Below are 20,668 nucleotides of genomic sequence, written 5' to 3' on the forward strand. Positions count from 1 at the left end.
CAGGCGAAACGCGGGTTGCCGTCCCAAGCGCGGCCGGGCCCCACCCAAACGACCGGCACGGACGAAAGCCCCGGACCCCGTTCAGCCCAGGCGGGCGACGAGGGCCTCGTGCTCCTCCCAGAGCTCTCCGGGCAGGTGGTCGCCGAAGGTCCGGAAGAAGGCGGGCATGAGCGACGCCTCCTGCCTCCAGATCTCCTTGTCGACGCTCAGCAGCGTCCGCATGTCCTCGTCGGAGACGTCGAGGCCCTCGGTGTCGAGCGCGGCGGGGAGCAGGCCGATGGGGGTCCGTACCGCCTCCGCCCGGCCGTTGAGGCGGTCGACGATCCACTTGAGCACGCGGGTGTTCTCTCCGAAGCCGGGCCAGATGAACCTGCCCTCGTCGTCCTTGCGGAACCAGTTCACGTAGTAGACGCGCGGCAGCCGGGCGTTCTCCCGCTGGCCGATCTTGAGCCAGTGGGCGAAGTAGTCGCCCATGTTGTAGCCGCAGAAGGGCAGCATCGCGAACGGGTCGCGGCGCAGCTCGCCGACCTTGCCCTCGGCGGCGGCGGTCTTCTCCGAGGCGATGTTGGCCCCCACGAAGACGCCGTGCCGCCAGCCGAACGACTCCGTCACCAGGGGAACCGCGCTGGCGCGGCGCCCGCCGAACAGGATCGCGGAGATCGGTACGCCCTCGGGGTCCTGCCACTCGGGGGCGATCGTCGGGCACTGCGCGGCCGGGACCGTGAAGCGGGCGTTGGGGTGCGCGGCGGGCTCGCCGGAGTCCGGTGTCCAGTCGCGGCCCTTCCAGTCGGTCAGGTGCGCCGGGGGCCGGTCGGTGAGGCCCTCCCACCACACGTCGCCGTCGTCGGTGAGGGCGACGTTGGTGAAGATGCTGTTGCCCCAGAGCGTCCTGATCGCGTTGGCGTTGGTGGACTCGCCGGTGCCGGGGGCGACGCCGAAGAAACCCGCCTCGGGGTTGATCGCGCGCAGCCGCCCGTCGTCGCCGAAGCGCATCCAGGCGATGTCGTCGCCGATCGTCTCGACCTTCCACCCGGGGAGGGTCGGCTGGAGCATGGCGAGGTTCGTCTTCCCGCAGGCGCTCGGGAAGGCCGCCGCGATGTAGCGCGTCTCCCCCGAGGGCGGGGTGATCTTGAGGATGAGCATGTGCTCGGCCAGCCAGCCCTCGTCGCGGGCCATCGTGCCGGCGATGCGCAGGGCGTAGCACTTCTTGCCGAGCAGGGCGTTGCCGCCGTACCCGGAGCCGTAGGACCAGATCTCGCGGGTCTCGGGGAAGTGGCTGATGTACTTGGTGGGGTTGCACGGCCAGGGCACGTCGTCCTGGCCCGGCTCCAGCGGGGCGCCGACCGAGTGGACCGCCTTGACGTAGCCGCCGCGCTCCTCGATGAGCCGCAGGGCGTCGTCGCCCATCCGGGTCATGACGCGCATGGACACGACCACGTACGGCGAGTCGGTGATCTCCACGCCGAGCTGGGAGATCTCACCGCCCAGGGGGCCCATGCAGAAGGGCACCACGTACATCGTCCGGCCGCGCATGCTGCCCTTGAAGATCTTGCCGAAGGTACGGCGCATCTCGGCGGGGGCGACCCAGTTGTTGGTCGGTCCCGCGTCCTCCTCGCGCTCGGAACAGATGTAGGTCCGGTCCTCGACCCTGGCGACGTCGCTGGGGTCGGAGGCGGCGTGGAAGCTGTTCTGCCGCTTGGTCAGGCGCGTGAACGTGCCCTGCTCGACCAGCAGGTTCGTCAGGCGGGTCCATTCGGCCTCGGAGCCGTCGCACCATTCGATCCGGTCCGGCCGAGTCAGTTCGGCGATCTCGTTGACCCACCCGGCGAGCTCCTCGTGGCTGGTCGGGCTGACGGCGGTGACACCTACGGTAACGGACACTGCTGGGGCTCCTTTGCACTTCTCGGGGCCAAAACATCATTGACGGCCGGACCGCGCACAATCCAATTGGCATAGACCAGTGAATTCACACGATCGCGCGTCATGACGCTTCACGCCCGACGCCTCCAGCCGCGTATGCCCTGGCAGGAGACGCGAGGTTTTGAAACCCCTACCCAAAAGAAGTGATTCTTAAAAAAGCCGCCACAGCAGTGGTATAGGCCAATGAGAAAGGTCTAAACCAATCGGCGGACAGGTTCAGACCAGTTTCCCGGCCATTTCCGCTGCCCAGGGTCAGGAATTCACGTCCGGACCCGCCGCCCGCACGCGGTCCACGTGCTGGAGCGCGTCCCGCAGATCCGCCAGCCAGGTGTCGGTGTGGTTGCCCACCAGGCGCACGCACCAGGCGAGCGCGTCACTGCGGCTGCGGGCCACTCCGGCGGCGACGAGGGTGTCGAGAACCTGACGCTCCGACTGCTTGAGGCGGGTCATGACGGGCACCGAGAGTGTGGTGAACATCACTGTCTCGTCGCCGACGGCGACCCCCCAGGAGACCTTCCTGCGGAAGCGGTGCTCGGCCTCCAGCGCGATCTCGACGCGCCGCTCCCTGGTCTCCTCGCGGAAACGCAGGATGCCCCCCTCCAGGGCGGCGGAGCGCTCCACCTCCGAGACGTCGTCGCCGAGGGCGGGAGCCCGGAGCCTGCCGACCACCGCGATCTCCTCGCGGTCGAGCACGATCTCCACCCTGCCCTCGAACCACTCCTCGGGCAGCCTCCCCGCGAACCAGCCGCGCAGCTTCTCCACTGCTTCATCGTTTTCCATGTAATTTAGATTACAACGCTTCATCGAGCGGAGCCAGCATCGCGTACGAACCGACGGGAAGCCCGGAGGCGACGGGCCTGGAGCGTGCGACGAGGGATGAGGACGGACCGCCCGAAGCCCATGAAAAACCGACGGAACCCCGCGAGAACGGACGCGAGATAGCGGACCCGGGCTAGCGGACCCGGGCGGCGACCTCCGGGCTGATCCGCACGGCCCCGGCGAAGTTGCGGGTGGTGACGGGGACGAGCTTGACCACGTCGCCGGTCCTGGGGGCGTGCAGCATCTTGCCGTTCCCCCAGTAGATGGCCACGTGCGAGACGTAGCCGGGGTTGGTGGGGTCGTGCCGCCAGAACAGCAGGTCACCGGGTTGCGCCTGGGCGAGCGGGACCTGGGGGCCGGAGACGAACTGCTGGTGCGTCACCCGGGGCACCTTGATCCCCGCCTGCGCGTACGCCCACTGGACCAGGCCCGAGCAGTCGAAGCTGTCCGGGCCCTCGGCGCCCCACACGTACGGGCGGCCGAGCTTGCCGATCGCGGCGGTGAGGGCGGTCGTGACCTGGGAGGCGCTCATGAAGGAGCTCGCGGACCAGGTCGTGGCCTCACCGGTGGCCTGACCGGCGGTCTCGCCGGTGGTCTTGGCAGGGGCCACCAGCACCGGGTTGATCACCGCGACCTGCGCCCCCTTGGGCAGGGCGCGCAGGAGGGTGAGGCGCAGCTTCGCGGAGTCGGTCTTCGGCGCGCTCACCACGAGCGCGTTGTTCTCCGGGATGCCCAGGGCGCGGGCGGTCGGCCGGGAGACCACCGCGTCGATGGCGCCCATGCCCATCGTGGCGTAGGCGCCGACGCGCAGGTTGCGCCCGGCGGTGGTGAAGGTCTTGCCCAGCGGCATGCCCCCGTCGTTGCCCAGGACGAAGGAGACGGCGACCTCCCCCGCCGAGACGTTCCGCCAGAGCCTGTCGGAGCGCGCGGTCGGCTTGGGGGTGTACGCGCGGAACGTCGAGGGGTTCACCCCGAGCGTCTGCACCGGCTTGCCGTCCAGGACCACCTCGGCGGCGTCGGCGCGCTCCACCGCCCGTACCCCGGAGAGCTGGGCGACCTTGGCGACCACGGTCGCGCTGAGCGGCCTGTTCGCGACGACGAACAGGTGCGGCTGCCGCATCGAGGTGAGCGGCGCCACCGGCTCCGGCGCGGTCCCGCCCCGGGTGGGCGTCGCCACCTGGGTCGGCACGGTGGCGACGGACTTGCGCATCGTGACCGTCTCCGCCTCCGCCTCCGCCCCCGGGTCGGCCTTCGGCATCTGGGTGAAGACCATCAGGCCGGTGGCCAGCACGCCGACGAGCAGGACGGCCAGGATCGGTACGGCCCGCCTCATCAGGCGGGCGGTGCGGTAGCTGTAGCGGAGCCGGGGGCGGTAGGCGAGGTCATGCCGTGCCTCCCGGATCAGGTCGGAGACACGTGGCCGCCGCTCGAACACGACATCTCCCCTTCCCCACGGACTCCAGTCCTACGAGGGTGCCGTAGACCGCCCCCCGATGCACGCGAACCCACTGAAAAGCGCCCTATCTGCAATACGACCGCAAGACTTGCGAAACCCTGCCAAATCCTCTGACACACGGCGATCCGCCGGGACACCCGTCCCGGCGGATCAGCGAATCGATCGAAGTGCGCGAAGGTCAGTTGCCGATGTACGGCACCGCCTCAAGGATCTCGACCGTGTTGGAACGGCCGTTCGGCATCGTGTAGGTGGCCTTCTCCCCGATCTTCTTGCCGTTGATCGCCGCGCCGAGCGGCGACTTGGGCGAGTAGACGTCGATCGGGGCGCCGCTCTCCTCACGCGAGGCCAGCAGGAAGGCGACCTCCTCGTCGTCGCCCTCGAAGCGGACGGTGACCGTCATGCCGGGGCCGACCACGCCTTCGGTGCGGGGCGCCTCGCCGACCTTGGCGCTGTCCAGGATCTGGCGGAGGTGGAAGATGCGGGCCTCCATCTTGCCCTGCTCGTCCTTGGCGGCGTGGTAGCCGCCGTTCTCCTTCAGGTCGCCCTCTTCACGTGCGGCTTCGATCTTCTTGGCGATGTCGACGCGCCCGGGCCCCGAGAGGTGCTCAAACTCAGCCTTCAGGCGGTCGTACGCCTCCTGAGTGAGCCAGGTGACGCTCTCGCTGTGGGAGTCGGCCACGGGTTCTCCTTGCTTCCTCGGGGGCTTCGTGCTTGGTGCCTGGGGTTGCGGTCGGTTCGAATCTCGAAAGGCTAACAAGTTAGCCCCCCGACCGCCTCCCCAAATGTCTCACTATACGAGATAGCAGTACTGGACATGGCCTGAAGTGGCCGGAGCACTGGTCTCTAGCCGTTCGGTAAGCCGAACATATCCCTCACCAGCCGGAATATTGACCTCCTTGCTGCCGACCTCGACGTGGCTGACATCGGTGGCCCGCAGGCGGCAGAGCGCCGCGCGATCGGATGGTTTGTACACCTCGAAGGTGATCTGCAGAGAATCGCCGCGAGTGGCGTCGAACGCGATGACCTGGTCGATCACTTCCGTGTCCCCCTTCGCCGCCCACATCACGTAACCCCATCCCCCCGCGCACACGGCGCAGAGGATCGCGATCACGGCGTGCACGACGAAGCGCCCCCTGCGCTCCGGGCGGTCGGGAAAGTCGCCCGGGGTGCCGAGGACGGGACCGTCCTGACGGCCCTTCTCGGCTTCGCTGGTGGCCATGACGGAATCTCCCTGCACTACCTCGGTGTTATCCGAGACAATTGTCCCCTGCGGGGGCCTCGCCCTCGCGACCGCCCAAGAGAAACTAACCTCTCCCTAGAGTGACGTAAGCCGAGGGCGCGCGGGACACCCCGTCGAGCGGAGCGGAACATCCGGCCAGGCAGGCCGTCCGCGAGGCGACCGACGATCCGAAGCGCGACCGACATAAGGAGACACCGAGCCAGTGAGTGCACCGCTCAGGCTGATGGCCGTTCACGCGCATCCCGACGACGAGTCGAGCAAAGGCGCCGCCACGATGGCGCGCTACGTGGCGGAGGGCGTGGACGTGCTGGTCTGTACGCTCACCGGAGGCGAGCGCGGGTCGATCCTGAACCCCAAGATGGAGCGCCCGGAGATCCTGGAGAACATCGGCGAGGTCCGGCGCCTGGAGATGGAGCGCGCCCGCGAGATCCTCGGCGTGGAGCAGCGCTTCATGGGGTTCGTCGACTCCGGCCTGCCCGAGGACGAGAGCGAGCCGCTGCCCGAGGGCTGCTTCGCCCTGCAGCCGCTGGAGATCGCCTCGGCGCCGCTGGTGGCGGCCGTCCGCGAGTTCAGGCCGCACGTGATCCTGACCTACGACGACGACGGCGGCTACCCGCACCCCGACCACATCATGACCAACCGCGTCTCGGTCGAGGCCTTCGAGGCGGCCGGAGACCCCGACCGCTACCCGGGCACCGGCGAGCCCTGGCAGCCCCTGAAGCTCTACTACCACATGGGCTTCACCAAGGACCGGTTCGAGGCGCTGCACGAGGCGATGAACGCCCGGGGCATCGGCTCCCCGTACGCCGAGTGGATCTCCCGCTGGGAGGACCGCCCGCAGAAGTGGCCGGTGACCACCCGGATCCCCTGCGGCGACTACTTCGAGCTCCGCGACGAGGCGCTGCTCGCGCACGCCACGCAGGTCGACCCGGACGGATTCTGGTTCGTCTGCCCGCGCGACCTGCAGCGCGAGGTCTGGCCGACCGAGGACTACCACCTGGCCCGATCGCTCGTGGACGTCGAGCTTCCCGAGGACGACCTGTTCACGGGCGTCCACACGGAGGTCCCCGCCGACAAGGTCTCGCACGCCTGCCACTGACACGACCGTGGGGTGGCGGTGGCAAACTTGACATGTGATTGCTTTTGACCCCGTCACCAAGGGTGACGTCAGCCCGGGGCTCCTGGGTTTCCTCGTCGTGGCCGCCATGGGGTTCGCCCTCTACGTGCTGGTCAAGTCGATGAGGAAGCAGATCTCCAGGATCGAGGTCCCCTCGGAGGCCGAGCTGAGGGAGCGGAACGGCACCGCCGGCACCACTGGCACCACCAACACCACCGGCACCACCACGACGCCGACCGCTCCCTGACCCACCGGCCTCACCCACTCCCCCCGGCCCGCCCGGGTGGCCTGCCCATGTCACCGAACCCGCGGCCCGACCGGCTACCGCGCGACACGCGCGGGAGATCGGGACCGGCCGAGCCGAACCCCCGAGAACGAGCGAGGACGAACATGGCCGACGACATCGAGGTCTCCGACAACCCCGGAGCCTCCCGCTTCGAGATCCTGCTGAACGGCGAGGTGGCCGGGTTCGCCGCGTACCGCCTCCGCGCCGGGAAGATCATTTTCACCCACACCGAGATCCTCCCCGAGCACGAGGGCAAGGGCCTGGGCGGCAGGCTGGCCGCCGCGGCCCTCGACGCGAGCCGCTCGTCCGGCCGGTCGGTCGTGCCGCTCTGCCCGTTCGTCGCCCGCTACATCCGGCGCCACCCCGAGTACAAGGATCTGGTGCCCGAGGGCTACCTCGACCTCCTCGACGAGGAGGCCTGACCTCCAGGTCGGCCCCACGTCCAAGCCCGTCACCCTGCCCTACCTCGACCTCCTCGACGAGGAGGCTTGGCCCTGCGCCTCCCGCCGGAGGCCGCACGGGCGCGCCGCCGATCGCGGTCGTCAGTACACCTCGGCCGAGCTCCCGCCGGGAACCGTACGGGAGCGCCCGTCAGTCGCCGAGGGTGTCGGTCGAGGACCAGGCGCGCTCCAGCGCCTTGGGCAGCCCCCATCGGCCCAGCGAGGTGAGCACCTCGGTCCTGTCGACGATCCCGAGGCACGCCCAGAGGGGGGTGACCGAGCTGAAGAGCGTCTCGGCCGCCTCCAGGTCCTCCGGCTCGTCCAGATCGACGTCGATGTCCTCCGACTCGGCGATGAGCCTGGCGATCCGCTCGGGCGACGCCAGCACCCCGGGGCCGCGCCTGGCCAGGGCGGCGACCACGGCCAGCCAGTCGGCGTGGTGGATCGCGCACAGGGCGGCCAGCACCGAGTCCTCGTGGCTGAGCTCCCTGTCCAGGTCGGAGAAGACCTCCAGCCGGTCCTCCTCCTCGGGCAGGTCGGAGATCGGCCCCGCGATGCCCGCCGTGACGGTCAGCCAGAGCTCCTCGTCGTCGGCCGGCAGCGGCTCCCCCTCGTACCCGGCGCAGGCCCGCAGCACGTTACCGGGATAGCCGGGCCTGCCCAGCACCTCGCGCAGCCGGGTGGCCGCGGCCCGCAGCTCCCTGACGGGCCGCTCGGGGGCGGGCAGCTCGGCCAGGATGCGCCGCAGCTCGCCCAGGGCGAACGCCTCCTCCTCGTCCCAGGCGGCGAACAGCTCCTCGTCCTGCTCGTCGGAGACCGCGGTCCCCGGAACCCGCCCGTCGGGCAGCGGGCCGGTGAGCCAGCGCTCCTGGAGGTCCGCGTAGGCCTCCCTGGCCCCCTCGTCGCCCCGGGCGAGCGCGTCGGGGTCGATCTCCCCCGCGGCGACCCGTTCCTCCAGGTAGGCGACGAGCCCGCTGAACATCTCCTCGCCGACCGGCCCCCGCTCGTCCTCCTCCGGCCAGACGAAGAAGCTCGGGGTGAGCAGGAGCGGCTCGGTGCCCGTGGACTCCATCCAGCGCTGCACGTCCCCCACGGTCGCGGCACCGGACTCGATCGCGCTGAGCGTCGCCTTCGCGGAGTCCCAGAAGGGCGGCGACAGCGGGTTGCCCGCCGCCAGCATCGCCCGCCTCAGATCGGGCAGCGCCACCAGGGCCACCCCTGACGGCACGGCGAGCAGCGCGCGGGCAACATCACGCCGGGTCAGCTCGGAGGCCGCCCTTCCGGCGTGCACACAGACGAAGTCGAGATCCACGCCCAGTGAGCCTACGCCCGAAGCGCGGCGAACACACCTTCCCGCCCGGTGTCACCTCCCGCACCTGAGATAACGGGGCCGTCCGGGGCACGCTCACGGGAGGGAGCGGGAGAGGCCGGACGCGGTCGCCGGGGCGGGCGCCCGGCGCGGGGCGGCCCGCACCGGACGCCAGGTGCTCACCAGCGCGAACGCCAGCAGCAGCTCGGCGATGTCGCCGCCGTAGTACATGATCTCCGCGGCTCCACGCAGCTGCTCGACCGGTACCGGCACGTCGACGGCGAGCCCGGCGTACATCAGCTGCGACAACGTGGCGTGTACGGCGATCGCCACCCCCAGCACGACCAGCCGGAGGGGTACCGGCGGGCGCCGCGGCGCCGGGTCGGGACCGGCGATCACCCAGGCGAACAGGCACCCGGCCAGCAGGAAGTGCGCGTGCACCAGGTGGTGCGGCAGCGCGCCGCCGGAGACGAGCCGGTACAGCGGGGTGCAGTACAGCGCCACCATGGCTCCCACGCTGAGCAGCAGCGCGATCCACGGACCGGCCAGCAGGTGTGCCGCCCGGCAGCGCAGCACGGCGCCCACACGCCGCCGGTGGACCGGCGGCAGCGAGCGCAGCAGCAGGGTCACCGGGGCGCCCAGCACCAGGCCCAGCGGCGCCAGCATGCCGATCAGCAGGTGCTGCAGCATGTGCCCGCGAAAGTCCACCTCGGCGAACGCGGCGACCGGCCCGGTCACGGCGGCGGCGACCAGCGCGACGCCCGCGAGGAAACCAGCCGTCCGCCACCGGTTCCAGCCCCTGGGCTCGCGACCGCGCCGCGCCGCCAGCAGCGCGTATCCGCCCGCCACCACGGCCAGGGCCACCGGCGCCAGCACCGCCACCGGGTCACCGCCGTGCCCATGGACCCCGTGGACCTCGTGGACCCCGTACGTCAGGACGATCATGACATTGGCACGGCGGGGCCGCGTCCGCGTCCGCGCTCGTCCTCGTCGCACAGCTCGACCGGGCCGCCACCACGCCGCAGCAGCCACCCTCCGGCCACCAGCAGCGCGCCCAGGAGCAGGAATCCCAGATCCCACCAGGTCTGGTACGGACCGGTCCGCACGTGGTGGATGCCCAGCAGGTGGTGATCGATGACGCCCTCCACCAGGTTGAACACCCCCCATCCGAGGAGGATCCAGCCCCACAGTTCCCGCGATCTCCACACCCGCCCCCGGGAGTGCAGGACCCGCGAGTACAGCAGGCTGAGACCGATCAGCACCGCCAGCCAGGTGAACGCGTGGAACAGGCCGTCCCACAGCGTGTTCATCCGCAGCCCGGGAACGGTATCCACCGGGTAGTACCTCACCCCGATGTTGTCGGTGTTCGTGCTGGACAGCATGTGGTGCCACTGCAGGATCTGGTGCAGCAGGATGCCGTCGACGAACCCGCCCAGCCCGATGCCCAGCACCGTGCCGGGCACGGCGATCCGCCCGGCGTCGATCTTCCTCGCCGACCCGCTCGTCATCGCGGCCCCCTTCCTCCCGGCTCCGGCCCGGCGGGTCCGGCCGGTTCGGAGCCACCTGTCGCCCGCCGGTGAAAGGACGACCCCGCCGGCGGCTCTCTGCCGGGGTCCCCGGCAAACCCCACCAGAGCCACCGGCGGACGTACGGGAGCGACGCACCCTCGCGTGTCATCGGCGGCCTAAAATCTCCGGCATCCCCGTCCCCCACGGTCGCGGCGCCGAACCTCGAAGCATCCCGCCCGCGCTCGCGGCCTCGTCCCCCGCCCGGTTTAGTGTGAGAGGGATCGTGCGGAAAGAACCATGACGCGCGACCTCCGCGCACCTCACGAGGAGAACGCACGCACCGCGTACGCAGGAAAGGTCTTCATGAACCGCTTGAAGGACGCGACGAGCCCCTATCTGCTGCAGCATGCGGACAATCCCGTCGACTGGTTCGAATGGGGTGAGGAGGCGTTCGCCGAGGCCGCCCGGCGGAACGTGCCGCTGCTGATCAGCGTCGGCTACTCCGCGTGCCACTGGTGCCACGTGATGGCTCACGAGTCCTTCGAGGACCGGGCCACGGCCGCGCTGATGAACGAGCACTTCGTCAACGTGAAGGTCGACCGTGAGGAGCGGCCGGACGTCGACGCGGTGTACATGGCGGCCACCCAGGCCATGACCGGTCAGGGCGGGTGGCCGATGACGGTCTTCGCCACCCCGGAGGGCCACCCCTTCTACACCGGCACCTACTTCCCCAGGCAGCAGTTCCAGCGGCTGCTCGCCGGGGTGTCGAACGCCTGGACCGGCGAGCGGGAGGCCGTGCTGGAGCAGGGCTCGAAGATCGTGGAGGCGCTGAACGAGCGGTCGGCGCTGCCGTCCGGGCCGCTGCCCACCCCGGACACGCTCACGCGGGCCGTACACAGCCTGGCCGAGTCCTTCGACCCGGTCCGCGGCGGTTTCGGCGGGGCGCCCAAGTTCCCGCCGTCGATGGCCCTGGAGTTTTTGCTGCGGTACGGCGCGGCGGCCATCGGAGACACGGAGGACACGGAGGACACGGAGCGGCGGGCGACCGCCGCGGCGGCGACGTCCATGGCCGGGCGGACGCTGGAGGCCATGGCCCGGGGCGGCATCTACGACCAGCTCGCCGGGGGGTTCGCCCGCTACAGCGTGGACGCCGACTGGGTGGTCCCGCACTTCGAGAAGATGCTCTACGACAACGCCCTGCTCCTGCGGGTCTACGCGCACTGGTGGCGCTCCACCGGCTCCGCCCTGGGCAGGCGGGTGGCGCTGGAGACGGCCGACTGGCTGCTCGCCGAGATGCGCACCCCGGAGGGGGGCTTCGCCTCCGCCCTGGACGCCGACAGCGAGGGCGTGGAGGGCAAGTTCTACGCCTGGACCCGCGAGGAGCTCCGCGAGGTCCTCGGCGAGGAGGACGGGCTCTGGGCGATCGAGCTGTTCGAGGTGACCGGGACGTTCGAGCACGGCACCTCGGTGCTGCAGTTGCTCGCCGACCCCGACCCCGGCGAGGCCGAGCGGTTCGCCCGGGTGCGCTCCGCGCTGCTGGCCGCGCGGGCCCGCCGGGTGCGGCCGGGACGGGACGACAAGGTGGTGGCCGCCTGGAACGGCCTGGCCGTCGCCGCCCTCGCGGAGACCGGCGCCCTGTTCGAGCGGCCGGACCTCGTCGAGGCGGCGCGCGAGGCGGCCACGCTGGTCGACGAGCTCCACCTGGACGGCGACCGGCTGCTGCGCACCTCCCGCGACGGCCGGCCCGGCACCAACGCCGGAGTCCTGGAGGACTACGGCGACCTCGCCGAGGGCCTGCTCGCCCTGTACGGGGTGACCGGGGAGGCCCGCTGGTTCCGGCGGGCCGAGGCGCTGCTCGACGCCGTCCTGGAGCGGTTCTCCGACGGCTCCGGCGGGTTCTACGACACCGCCGACGACGCCGAGCCGCTCTTCCAGCGCCCCCGGGACGCGACCGACAACGCCACCCCGTCCGGCCAGTTCGCCGCCGCGGGCGCGCTGCTCTCGTACGCCGCGCTGACCGGCTCGGCCCGGCACCGCGAGGCGGCCGAGGCGGCCCTGGGCACGGTCACCGTGCTGGCCGACAGGCACGCGCGGTTCGCCGGGTGGGGGCTGGCCGTGGCCCAGGCGGCGGTGTCCGGTCCGGTCGAGGTCGCGGTCGTGGGCCCGGCGGGCGATCCGGCGACGGCCGCCCTGCTCAGGACCGCCCTGCTGTCACCCCTGCCCGGTCTGGTCCTGGCACTCGGCGAGCCCGGCCCCGCCACCGGTTCCGACGCCGCTCCCGGTTCCGCCACCACCACCGCCACCACCACCACCGGCTCCGGCTCCGGCTCCGGCTCTGGCTCCGGCTCCGGCTCCGGCTCTGGCTCCGGCTCCGGCTCCGGCTCTGGCTCCGGTTCTGGCTCCGGGGAGGTCCCGCTCCTGGTCGGCCGGGGTCTGGTGGGCGGCGAGCCCGCGGCCTACGTGTGCCGAGGCTTCACCTGCAGGATGCCCGTCACCACCCCCGAGGCCCTGCGCGCCGAACTGGCGGGCGAGGTGTAACGGACCGTCCGGGGGTCGCCGCCCCCGGACGGGGTCACTCGCGTGACAGGGGGTCGCCGAGCCTGTGTCCCAGGCCGTCGACCCCGAAGTCGCCGCCCCTGTCGCCTCTGTCGCTCCTGCCGCCCGCGCCGTCGTCGCCACCGCGCCCGCCGGGGTTCTCCTCCTGGAGGGGCCCGGGGATGTCGTCGGGGCCGCCCGGCCCCCCGTCGGCGTCCTCGGGGGCCGAGGTCTGGTCGGGAGCCGGGGTCTCCTGGCCGGGGGTGGCGCTCTGGTCGGGGCCGGGGGTGACCAACTCGTCGGGGCCGGGCGTGGCCGTCTCGTCCCCGTCGCCCTGCTCGTCGTAGTCGTATTCGTACGGGGAGTAGCCGTAGTTGGACGGCTCCTTGAACTCCTTGACCGGCTTGCCCTCCATCGCCTCGGTCATGAAGGCCCGCCAGATCTGCGCGGGGTAGGAACCGCCGTACAGGGCGCTGCCGTTCACCGTCACCGGCTTGTTGTCGTCGCGGAACATGTCGACCGCCACGGCCAGCTGCGGGGTGAACCCGGCGAACCACACGGCCGCGGACTCGTCGGTGGTGCCCGTCTTGCCCGCCACGGGACGGTCGTAGAGGCGGGCGCCGGAGCCGGTTCCCGCCTCGACGACCTGGCTCAGCGCGTAGGTGGCGTCGATGGCGGCCTGCTCACTGAAGGCGCGCTTGCCCTTGGTGGAGCTCTTGACGACCTCGCCCTCGGCGTTGGTGACCGAGCGGATCACGTGGGCCTCGCGGTGGACGCCTTCGGCGGCGAAGGAGGCGAAACCGGAGGCGTTCTGGACGGCGCTCACCGAGGCCACGCCGAGCGGGAGCGTGGCGGCGCCCCGGTGCGGGTCGAGCTGCTCGCCGGGAATGCCGACCTCCTCGGCGACCTTGACGACCTTGTTCAGGCCGACCTTCTGGGCGAGGTCGACGAACGCGGTGTTCACCGAGCTCTGGGTCGCCTTGACGAGGTTGACCTCGCCGTAGGAGTAGCCGCCCGAGTTGGGGATGTCGGCGGAGGCGATCCGCAGCGGGGAGTTGCCGTCGACCCTGGTGTCGAGGCCGAAGCCGTTGTCCAGGGCCGCGGCCAGCGTGTAGGCCTTGAACGTCGATCCGGCCTGCACCTTGGCCGAGAAGGAGTTGTCGAACTTGTTGGCGGCGTAGCTGCGGCCACCGTAGAAGGCTACGACCTCACCGGTGGCGGGGTCGACGGCGGCGAGCCCGGTGCGGACCTTCTTGGGGGTGTCGTCCGGCAGGACCGAGGTGACGGCGCGCTCGGCGGCGGCCATCAGGTTCTTGTCGAAGGTCGAGACGATCTTCAGTCCGCCCTGGTTGATGACCTCGTCGGTGTAGCCCCTGCTCTTGAGCTCGGCCGTCACCTGGTCGAGCATGTAGCCCTCCTGCCCCGTGAGGGAGAAGACCGCCTTGGGCTTGCGGAGGCTGGGGAAGGTCACCGTGGCGGCCTGCTGGGAGGTGATGGCCCCGGTGTCCACCATCCCGTCGATCACCGACCGCCAGCGGTCCCTCGCCGCGGAGAGGTCGGGGCCGCGCGGGTCGGCGAACCTGGAGGGCTGCTGGATCACCGCGGCGAGGTAGGCGCCCTCGGCGAGGGTCAGCTTGCCCACGTCCTTGCCGAAGTATGCTCCGGCCGCCGCCTGGACCCCGTCGGCGCCTCGGCCGAAGTAGATCGTGTTGAGATACTGCTCCAGCACCCAGTCCTTCGACTTCGACTGGTCCACCTTCAAGGAGATCATGACCTCCTTGAGTTTCCGGATTATGGAACGTTCCTGGCTGAGGCCGCTGTAGTAGTTGCGGACCATCTGCTGGGTGATCGTGGAGCCGCCCTGGAGCTGCTGGCCGCTGACCGTGGACCACATGGCGCGGAAGGTGCCGGAGAGGGAGACGCCCCGGTCCTCGTAGAAGGAGCGGTTCTCCGCCGCGATGACCGCGTTCCGCAGGCTCAGCGGCACCTTGTCGAGGGTGACGCTCTTGCGGTTGACACCCTGCCTGGCCAGCACGGTCTTGCCGTCGCGGTAGTAGATCACCGAACCCTGCGCGGTGGCCCTTGGTTGCGTGCTGTCGGGAATGGGGGTGATCGCCCACACCACCCCGAGCAGGCCGATCGCCGAGATGATCCCGACGCCGAAGACGATGAGTGAGATCCTCAGGAACTTCCTCCTGAGACTGCTCGTCCCGCCCTTTAACACGCGTGACCCCCCGATAGGACCCGCCGCTGACCCCCGACGGTTGCGGACCGTTAAGGGTAAACGATGGATAACGGTGTCTGGCCCCTGCTTGGCATGGTACGGCTAGCCCTTCCCCTTGCGAGGGACATCGGCCACCAAAGGCAGAACACGGTATGGCACAGGGGTGTCCAAGGCGATCACCGACGAGGTCCTGACCACGCCCCGGACGTCAACGATCAGGTCAATTACCCGCTGCAGGTCGGCATTGCTGCGCGCCACCACCCGGCAGTGCATGTCGTCGCCGCCGGTGATGGTGTGCACCTCCAGCACCTCGGGGATGGCGGCGAGCTGGTCGGCGACCGGGTCGTACCCGCTGACCTGGCGGATCTGCAGGGTCACGAACGCGGTCACGTCGTAGCCGAGCGCGGCCGGGTCGACGTCGGGGCCGAACCCGGTGACCACCCCCCGGGAGGCGAGCCGGTCGAGGCGCGCCTGCACGGTCCCCCTGGCCACCCCGAGCCGCCGCGAGCACTCCAGCACCCCGAGCCGGGGCTCCGCCGCCAGCAGGGCGATGAGCCGGGCGTCGAGCTGGTCGATCGTCATGATGTACAGATACTCCGCGATGACCGGTGAGTAGCTGCGCATAGTGCACAGTCTTTGAAGACAGTGTTGCACAAACAGTCCAGAAAAACCGACAGTATTCGCATGAGCGACATTTTCCCTGTGAACGGTATGGACTGCGTGGTCTTCGCGGTGGGCAACGCCAAGCAGGCCGCCCACTACTACTCCAGCGCGTTCGGCATGCGGCTCGTGGCCTACCGGGGCCCGGAGAACGGCAGCCGGGACGAGGTGGCGTACGTCCTCACCTCGGGCTCCGCCAGGTTCGAGTTCCGGGGAGCGGTGCGCCCCGGCACCGGCGTCGCCCGCCACGTGGCCGAGCACGGCGACGGCGTGATCGACCTCGCCATCGAGGTCCCCGACGTGGAGGCCGCCTACGCCCACGCGCTCGCCCAGGGCGCGCGGGGGCTGGCGGAGCCGCACGTCATGGAGGACGACCTCGGCAAGGTGGTGACGGCGGCGATCGCGACCTACGGCGAGACCCGGCACACCCTGGTCGACAGGTCCAACTACAGCGGCCCGTACCTGCCCGGCTACGTCGCGGCGGAGCCCCTGGTGGCGGCCCCCGACGTGCGCAACGGCCGGCTGTTCCAGGCCGTCGACCACTGCGTCGGCAACGTGGAGCTCGGCAAGATGGACGAGTGGGTGGAGTTCTACCGGCGGGTCATGGGCTTCACCAACATGGCGGAGTTCATCGGCGACGACATCGCCACCGAGTACTCGGCGCTGATGTCCAAGGTGGTCGCGGACGGCACCCGCAAGGTGAAGTTCCCGCTCAACGAGCCGGCGATCTCCAGGAAGAAGTCGCAGATCGACGAGTACCTGGAGTTCTACGGCGGCCCCGGCGTGCAGCACATCGCGCTGGCCACCAACGACATCCTCGCCACCGTCGACCACATGCGCGAGGCCGGGGTGAGCTTCCTGGACACCCCCGCCTCCTACTACGACGACCCCGAGCTGCGCGCCCGCATCGGCAAGGTCCGCGCGCCGATCGAGGAGCTGAAGAAGCGCGGGATCCTGGTCGACAGGGACGAGGACGGCTACCTGCTGCAGATCTTCACCAAGCCGGTACAGGACCGCCCGACGGTGTTCTTCGAGCTGATCGAGCGGCACGGCTCGCTCGGTTTCGGCAAGGGCAACTTCAAGGCGCTCTTCGAGGCGATCGAGCGCGAGCAGGACCTGCGGGGCAACCTGTGATCGAGGCCCGGCTCAGGGGTGACCGGTAACCGAGGACCGGCTCAGGAGCAGCCAGTAACCGAGGCCCGGCTCAGGGGCAACCAGTAATCGAGAACCGGCTCGGGAACAACCTGTGGTCGGGGACCGGCTCGGGGGCAACCCATAACCCCCCTTGGCTTTGCGGTGGCGGCCTTGTGGTGATCACCCTTGAATGGGATCAGCACCGCCACCGCCGGACGACCGGGGATCGAACCCCCGGTCCGATCCCGCACCGCCCGGACCGGGCTACGAGGGTCCGGGCCCCGGCCCCGATCCCTCGCACGGCCACGGGCCCGACCCCGATCCCGGCCCACGTCCCCGGCCCGGCCACAGGCCGAGTCCCGGCCCCGGCCCAGGTCGCGGATCGGGTCACGGGCCCGGCCCCGGTCCCGGCCCACGTCACAGCCCGGGTCACGGTCTCGTCTTCGGTCGCGCGTCCGAGGGAGAGCCGCCCGGCGGTTTTCCCTGGCCGGGCGGCATAAGGCTGGGCGGGCGCTGGCGCCGCCTCTTCGCCGGAATCCTCGACCTTCTCGTCATCGGATTCGTCTCCTCGCCCTTCACCTACCGGACCGTCACCACCGTCACGGGCGCGGAGAGTGGTCTGTCGGTGCAGGTACCCTACGCGGAGACTCTCCTGGTGGCGGTCATCGGCTTCCTGTACTACTGGCTGCTGACCACCTTTTGGAACGGTCAGACGCTCGGCAAGAAGATCTTCCGGCTGCGCGTGGCGGACATCAGCGGGAAGAAGGCCGGTGTCGGACAGGTCGCGCTCCGTGAACTGGTCACGTGGCTGATGTACTCCACCTGCTGCCTGGGCTGGATAGATGTGGCTTTCATCCTTTTCCACTCGCGCAAGCAGGCCGTACACGACATCGCGGCCAGGACGCTTGTCATAGACGCCTGATCGGCGCAGGTCAGTCGCGTAGTGTGCCATTTCACGGGCTCGGCCGTCCGGCCGGGAAAGGGGCTTTAACGTATGGCGTCCAAACGGCTGGCCACCACGGCGACCGCCGCTCTTCTCAGCACGCTCGGGACCGTCGGCACGGTCGCCTGCTCGACGTCGAGCGGGGAGAGCGTCCCGTCGGTGAGCTCCGTGAAGCCGGACACCTCCACCGTGAGCCCCCTGAAGCCGGTCGCCTCCGCCTCCGACGTCGTCGCCGGTCGCGGAGCCCTGCCCGGCGCCCCGGGGATCGGTGACGCCGACTTCCCCACCGACGGCAACGGCGGCTACGACGTCGGCCACTACGGGCTCACGCTGAGCTACGACCCGCCCTCCAAGCACCTCTCGGGAGTGACCCGGATCGAGGCGCGGGCCACCCAGGACCTGTCGCGCTTCAACCTCGACCTCTCCGGCTTCACCGTGAGCCGGATCACCGTGGACGGCAAGCCCGCGAAATTCGACAGGGCCGGGACCGAGCTCAGCGTCACCCCGGCCTCGGCCATCCCGAACGCCGCCGCGTTCAACGTCGAGGTCGCGTACGCCGGCGAACCCAAGCCGGTCCGGGGCTCCTCCAACCTGGGCACGTACGGCTTCATCCCGACCCGGGACGGCGCGTTCGTCACCTGCCAGCCCAACGGCGCCAAGACCTGGTTCCCCGGCAACGACCACCCCTCGGACAAGGCGAGCTACGACTTCGATGTCACCGTGCCCGCCGGGCTGACCGCCCTGGCCAACGGCGAGCTCGTCGGCACGCCGAAGACGGCCGGGGGCAAGACGACCTTCCGGTGGCGGGAGAGCCACCCGATGGCCAGTTACCTCGCCACCATGACGCTGGGCAAGTTCGAGATGCTCCAGGGCACGACCCCCGGCGGCCTGAAGAACATCGCGGCCGTCGACCCGAGGTTCCGCAGCTCGCTGCGGAAGCTGTACGACGTGTCGGGAAGGGTCACCGACTACTGGAGCACGATCTTCGGCCCCTACCCCTTCTCCTCCACCGGGGGCGTGGTCGACGACTTCCCCGCCGGTTACGCGCTGGAGAACCAGACCAAGCCCATGTACGGCGGGTTCGCCCCCGGCGACGACATCATCGCCCACGAGCTGGCCCACCAGTGGTTCGGTGACAGCCTCAGCATCACGCGGTGGAAGGACCTGTGGCTCAACGAGGGCTTCGCGACCTACGCCGAGTGGCTCTGGTCGGAGCACGAGGGCCAGGCCACCGCCGAGCAGCTCTTCCGCAGGCAGTACGCCGCCGCGGCCGACGACCCCATCTGGAGCTACGCCCCCGGCCGGGCGAGGCCGGACGACCTGTTCAACAACTCCGTCTACACCCGGGGCGGCATGGCGCTCCACGCGCTCAGGCAGCGGATCGGCGACCCGGCGTTCTTCAGGCTCCTGAAGGAGTGGAACTCCACGCACAGGTACGGGAACGTCACGACCCCGGAGTTCGTCGCGATGGCCGAGAAGATCTCCGGCAAGAAGCTCGGCCCCCTCTTCGACGCCTGGCTGTTCACCCCGAAGAAGCCCACCACCTGGTAGGAAGGCCGTCCGCCTGTCTGCGTGACCGGCCCCGGTGACGCGGCGGCGGCTCACGCGACGATGATCTTGTATCCCTCGACGCGCGGGGAGCCCGGTACTTCCGAGGCGGAGCACCAGTGCCCGTGGACCGGATCGGACCCGGCCGGGGTGAGCCTTCCGGGCCTCTTGGGCCTCTCGGGTTGACCATACTTCGTGTGACGAAGTATGGTTCCTCGCATGGCTAAAGGATCATCCACGGTCAGCGAGCCCACCTACTTCATCCTCGCCTCGCTACTCGACGGCCCGCTGCACGGGCACGCCATCATCAAGCAGACCCTGGAGCTGTCGGAGAACCGGGTGAGACTGCCGGTCGGCACGCTCTACGGCGCGCTGGACCGGCTCGCCACCAACGGGCTGATCTCGGTCGACCGGGAGGAGGTCGTCGAGGGACGGCCGAGGAGATACTTCGTCCTCACCGACCAGGGCCGCACCCTGGTCGGCTCCGAGGCCCTGCGGATGCAACAGGCCGCCTCGGTGGTGACGGCACGGATCCTTCGTACGGGATCGGCGTTCTCGTGACCGTCGCCCCCACGGGCCGCCGCGTCGGCGCGGGAGTCCTGGAGCGGCGATACCGGTGGCTGCTGCGGGCCTACCCCCGCGCCTACCGGAAAGGGTACGAAGGCGAGCTCGTCGCGATCCTGCTCGCCACCGCCGAGCCGGGGCGGACCGTGCCCTCGGCCCGCGAGTCCCTCGCCCTGCTCCTCGGCGGGCTGCGGGCACGGGTGATCGGCACCACGGAGCGGCCGGCCTGGGCCGACGATCGGCTCAGATCGGCGGGGGACTACCAAGCGATGATGAAATATCGCGAAAAGTACGGCTTCGGGATGTTCGCCAAGTACGTCTACCCCGATGACCCCCAGGCGCGGGCCGGAAGCACGAGCGAGCTGGTGTCCAGCCCACGTGTGCAGGCGGACCTGAAGCTCCAGAGGTCGATGTCCGAGACCCAGCGCGCGCAGTGGGTGATCGCGAACGAGACCTGCTACTCGGAGGCGATCAAGGAGCTCACCGGCAGGACGGTCACCGGCGAGCAGGACCTGTGGCGGCAGATGGGCGAGATCTCCAAGCGGTTCAGGGCCGGGGAGATCGACGGCGATCCCGAGCTCGTCCGGCTCGCTCGCGACTACGGCGACTGCCTGCGAGACAGGGGCGTCCGGGTCACCTCCCTCAAGCCGACCGAGGTCGAGATGAGCGCCCCGTCGCACTTCGAGGCCGGGCTCGGAGCCGCCGCCCAACTCCGCGACAGCGTCAAGGGCGGGATCTACACCCCCGCCTTCTCCGCCGAGGAGGCCGCGCCCCACCTCGCGAGGGAGGTGAAGGCCGCGATCGAGGACCTGGAGTGCGGCAAGGACTTCTACGCCGCCCATCGCCCGAAGGACGACGAGGTCTCGAAGAAGGTGTCGCGCGAGCTGGGCGTGAGCGAGGCACTCCTGTAAGGACCTCCACCACTTCCCGGTCGCGTTTCCGGCCGTGAGAAAAGGATCCCGACC

At 70.3% G+C, this 20,668-nt stretch carries 19 protein-coding genes; 9 read left to right on the top strand and 10 right to left on the bottom strand.

Annotated features, from left to right (window positions below; translation table 11 throughout):
- Nucleotides 1-81: 81 nt before the first annotated feature.
- The 5 genes from ABD817_RS29040 to ABD817_RS29060 all read right to left on the bottom strand — a co-directional run bounded on the left by ABD817_RS29040 (nucleotide 82) and on the right by ABD817_RS29060 (nucleotide 5,414).
- The gene (locus ABD817_RS29040; protein WP_344921382.1) at nucleotides 82-1,881 is read right to left on the bottom strand and encodes a phosphoenolpyruvate carboxykinase (GTP); all 1,800 of its coding nucleotides are present in this window, start codon (nucleotides 1,879-1,881) and stop codon (nucleotides 82-84) included.
- Between the two features lie 291 nt (nucleotides 1,882-2,172).
- Nucleotides 2,173-2,700 (bottom strand): hypothetical protein, encoded by a 528-nt coding sequence (locus tag ABD817_RS29045; RefSeq protein ID WP_344921383.1) that lies wholly within the window; start codon nucleotides 2,698-2,700, stop codon nucleotides 2,173-2,175.
- A gap of 172 nt (nucleotides 2,701-2,872) precedes the next feature.
- A complete protein-coding gene (locus tag ABD817_RS29050; RefSeq protein ID WP_344921384.1) occupies nucleotides 2,873-4,174 on the bottom strand; it encodes a C40 family peptidase in 1,302 nt (433 codons plus the stop codon).
- A 199-nt stretch (nucleotides 4,175-4,373) separates the two neighbouring features.
- A complete protein-coding gene (greA, locus tag ABD817_RS29055) occupies nucleotides 4,374-4,874 on the bottom strand; it encodes a transcription elongation factor GreA (protein ID WP_344750139.1) in 501 nt (166 codons plus the stop codon).
- A 111-nt stretch (nucleotides 4,875-4,985) separates the two neighbouring features.
- Nucleotides 4,986-5,414: a DUF4307 domain-containing protein gene (locus tag ABD817_RS29060; protein ID WP_344921385.1), complete on the bottom strand. Its 429-nt coding sequence runs from the start codon at nucleotides 5,412-5,414 to the stop codon at nucleotides 4,986-4,988.
- A gap of 223 nt (nucleotides 5,415-5,637) precedes the next feature.
- Here ABD817_RS29060 and mca point away from each other — a divergent pair, with 223 nt between their 5' ends.
- From mca to ABD817_RS29075, 3 genes are all read left to right on the top strand, one after another.
- Nucleotides 5,638-6,534 (top strand): mycothiol conjugate amidase Mca, encoded by an 897-nt coding sequence (gene mca, locus ABD817_RS29065; RefSeq protein ID WP_344921386.1) that lies wholly within the window; start codon nucleotides 5,638-5,640, stop codon nucleotides 6,532-6,534.
- Nucleotides 6,535-6,568: 34 nt separating this feature from the next.
- Nucleotides 6,569-6,799, top strand: coding sequence for a hypothetical protein (locus tag ABD817_RS29070; protein WP_344921387.1), 231 nt, complete (start codon nucleotides 6,569-6,571; stop codon nucleotides 6,797-6,799).
- A gap of 143 nt (nucleotides 6,800-6,942) precedes the next feature.
- Nucleotides 6,943-7,260, top strand: coding sequence for a GNAT family N-acetyltransferase (locus ABD817_RS29075; RefSeq protein WP_344921388.1), 318 nt, complete (start codon nucleotides 6,943-6,945; stop codon nucleotides 7,258-7,260).
- A 169-nt stretch (nucleotides 7,261-7,429) separates the two neighbouring features.
- Here ABD817_RS29075 and ABD817_RS29080 read toward each other — a convergent pair whose 3' ends face one another.
- The 3 genes from ABD817_RS29080 to ABD817_RS29090 all read right to left on the bottom strand — a co-directional run bounded on the left by ABD817_RS29080 (nucleotide 7,430) and on the right by ABD817_RS29090 (nucleotide 10,095).
- Complete coding sequence (locus tag ABD817_RS29080) at nucleotides 7,430-8,590, bottom strand: hypothetical protein (protein ID WP_344921389.1); 1,161 nt, start codon at nucleotides 8,588-8,590, stop codon at nucleotides 7,430-7,432.
- Nucleotides 8,591-8,683: 93 nt separating this feature from the next.
- The gene (locus ABD817_RS29085) at nucleotides 8,684-9,532 is read right to left on the bottom strand and encodes a cytochrome c oxidase assembly protein (protein ID WP_344921390.1); all 849 of its coding nucleotides are present in this window, start codon (nucleotides 9,530-9,532) and stop codon (nucleotides 8,684-8,686) included.
- On the bottom strand, nucleotides 9,529-10,095 hold the full coding sequence (locus tag ABD817_RS29090; RefSeq protein ID WP_344921391.1) for a DUF2243 domain-containing protein: 567 nt from the start codon (nucleotides 10,093-10,095) through the stop codon (nucleotides 9,529-9,531). The genes ABD817_RS29085 and ABD817_RS29090 overlap by 4 nt, the downstream gene beginning before the upstream one ends.
- A 363-nt stretch (nucleotides 10,096-10,458) precedes the next feature.
- Here ABD817_RS29090 and ABD817_RS29095 point away from each other — a divergent pair, with 363 nt between their 5' ends.
- Nucleotides 10,459-12,633 (top strand): thioredoxin domain-containing protein, encoded by a 2,175-nt coding sequence (locus ABD817_RS29095; RefSeq protein WP_344921392.1) that lies wholly within the window; start codon nucleotides 10,459-10,461, stop codon nucleotides 12,631-12,633.
- Nucleotides 12,634-12,667: 34 nt separating this feature from the next.
- On the opposite strand, the gene ABD817_RS29100 is transcribed toward ABD817_RS29095, so the two are convergent.
- Nucleotides 12,668-14,854, bottom strand: a complete 2,187-nt coding sequence (locus ABD817_RS29100) for a transglycosylase domain-containing protein (RefSeq protein ID WP_344921393.1) — start codon at nucleotides 14,852-14,854, stop codon at nucleotides 12,668-12,670.
- Between the two features lie 102 nt (nucleotides 14,855-14,956).
- On the bottom strand, nucleotides 14,957-15,436 hold the full coding sequence (locus tag ABD817_RS29105) for an Lrp/AsnC family transcriptional regulator (protein ID WP_344921494.1): 480 nt from the start codon (nucleotides 15,434-15,436) through the stop codon (nucleotides 14,957-14,959).
- A 102-nt stretch (nucleotides 15,437-15,538) separates the two neighbouring features.
- On the opposite strand from ABD817_RS29105, the gene hppD reads away from it, so the two are divergent.
- From hppD to ABD817_RS29130, 5 genes are all read left to right on the top strand, one after another.
- Nucleotides 15,539-16,648, top strand: coding sequence for a 4-hydroxyphenylpyruvate dioxygenase (gene hppD / locus ABD817_RS29110; protein ID WP_344921394.1), 1,110 nt, complete (start codon nucleotides 15,539-15,541; stop codon nucleotides 16,646-16,648).
- A gap of 190 nt (nucleotides 16,649-16,838) precedes the next feature.
- Nucleotides 16,839-17,570, top strand: a complete 732-nt coding sequence (locus tag ABD817_RS29115; RefSeq protein WP_344921395.1) for an RDD family protein — start codon at nucleotides 16,839-16,841, stop codon at nucleotides 17,568-17,570.
- A gap of 72 nt (nucleotides 17,571-17,642) precedes the next feature.
- On the top strand, nucleotides 17,643-19,142 hold the full coding sequence (locus ABD817_RS29120; protein WP_344921396.1) for a M1 family metallopeptidase: 1,500 nt from the start codon (nucleotides 17,643-17,645) through the stop codon (nucleotides 19,140-19,142).
- 216 nt (nucleotides 19,143-19,358) lie between these two features.
- Nucleotides 19,359-19,700, top strand: coding sequence for a PadR family transcriptional regulator (locus ABD817_RS29125; protein WP_344921398.1), 342 nt, complete (start codon nucleotides 19,359-19,361; stop codon nucleotides 19,698-19,700).
- Nucleotides 19,697-20,614: a hypothetical protein gene (locus ABD817_RS29130; protein WP_344921399.1), complete on the top strand. Its 918-nt coding sequence runs from the start codon at nucleotides 19,697-19,699 to the stop codon at nucleotides 20,612-20,614. The genes ABD817_RS29125 and ABD817_RS29130 overlap by 4 nt, the downstream gene beginning before the upstream one ends.
- Nucleotides 20,615-20,668: the final 54 nt, after the last annotated feature.

This window comes from Streptosporangium oxazolinicum, from assembly GCF_039537505.1.
Classification (GTDB): domain Bacteria; phylum Actinomycetota; class Actinomycetes; order Streptosporangiales; family Streptosporangiaceae; genus Streptosporangium; species Streptosporangium oxazolinicum.